At 43.2% G+C, this 992-nt stretch carries 1 pseudogene; it reads left to right on the forward strand.

The annotated features are described in order from the left end of the window. Positions 1-172: 172 nt before the first annotated feature. Positions 173-992 (forward strand): annotated as a pseudogene (locus tag AC4II3_RS05565) (hypothetical protein); the annotation flags it as partial.

Genomic DNA, 992 nt, shown 5'->3' on the forward strand with positions numbered 1-992 from the left:
ACTTCATATGAGCGACAAACCGATCCCCCTAAATCCCCCTTATCAAGGGGGACTTATGAATCTAATCCCCCCCTTTTTTAAGGGGGGTTAGGGGGGATCTATGTACCTAATTTCAGTGACATGCTCCCCCTGTTCCCTATTCCCTGTTCTCTTTGCTAGCTAACATGAAACCATGAAAACTGACACTATCCACCGACAGATTAAATCCTTTAAAAAACGCTTTGGAGAGGCACATCTTTTACTAGCTTGTCACGCTGCTTTCCCATTAGCGATTACCCCTGACTTATTGTACTGTATTTGGACAAACTTTCAGCAAGATGTCAAGGGGAGAGGGATAGATATTCCTTGGGTAGCTGTAACAGATTTACTATTTTCTGGTCTTTGGGAAGAAGTGGGATTAGAAATCTATGAAATGGATGCAACTATCCGGCAGATGCTGCTGAATTATCTCAAAGATAATCACAATTTTGGTGAACAGCGTATTAAAGAGTTATCTGAGTTTTTGTTAGTCTATATCCAGCCGCAACTAGAAAGCGATGACCCATATATTCAGGACTTTGCCCAAGCTCAACGGTGGACAGCCCAGGCTTATCTTCGACCAAAAGCATCAGCGAAGGGATTAGGATTAGCCCTATCACGAGCATATCAGCACGACCGGGATGATCTAATCCGGATTGCTGCTGTGGTAGAAACCTTAGCGGAGCCCCTATCTAAATTTAAAAAGCTGCTGATTTATGGTCGTGGTATGACCAGATTTGCTCGTGGTGATTTGGAGGGAGCAAAAGCTGAATTTGACAAAATTCGACGCTGGGGTAATCAAGCTCATGTTGCTGGAGTTCGTTTACTACTCCCTAAGAATCAAGAATTGACTAGAGAAAAACCAAAATCCTTTAGAGTTTACTGGCGGACCTTGGGGATACTTAGTTTAGTTTTATTTGGAGGAGTGACCTTGTGTCAAAACTCTCTAATACTAAGTCCCTCCCCCCCTACAG

It is taken from the genome of Moorena sp. (assembly GCF_982860115.1).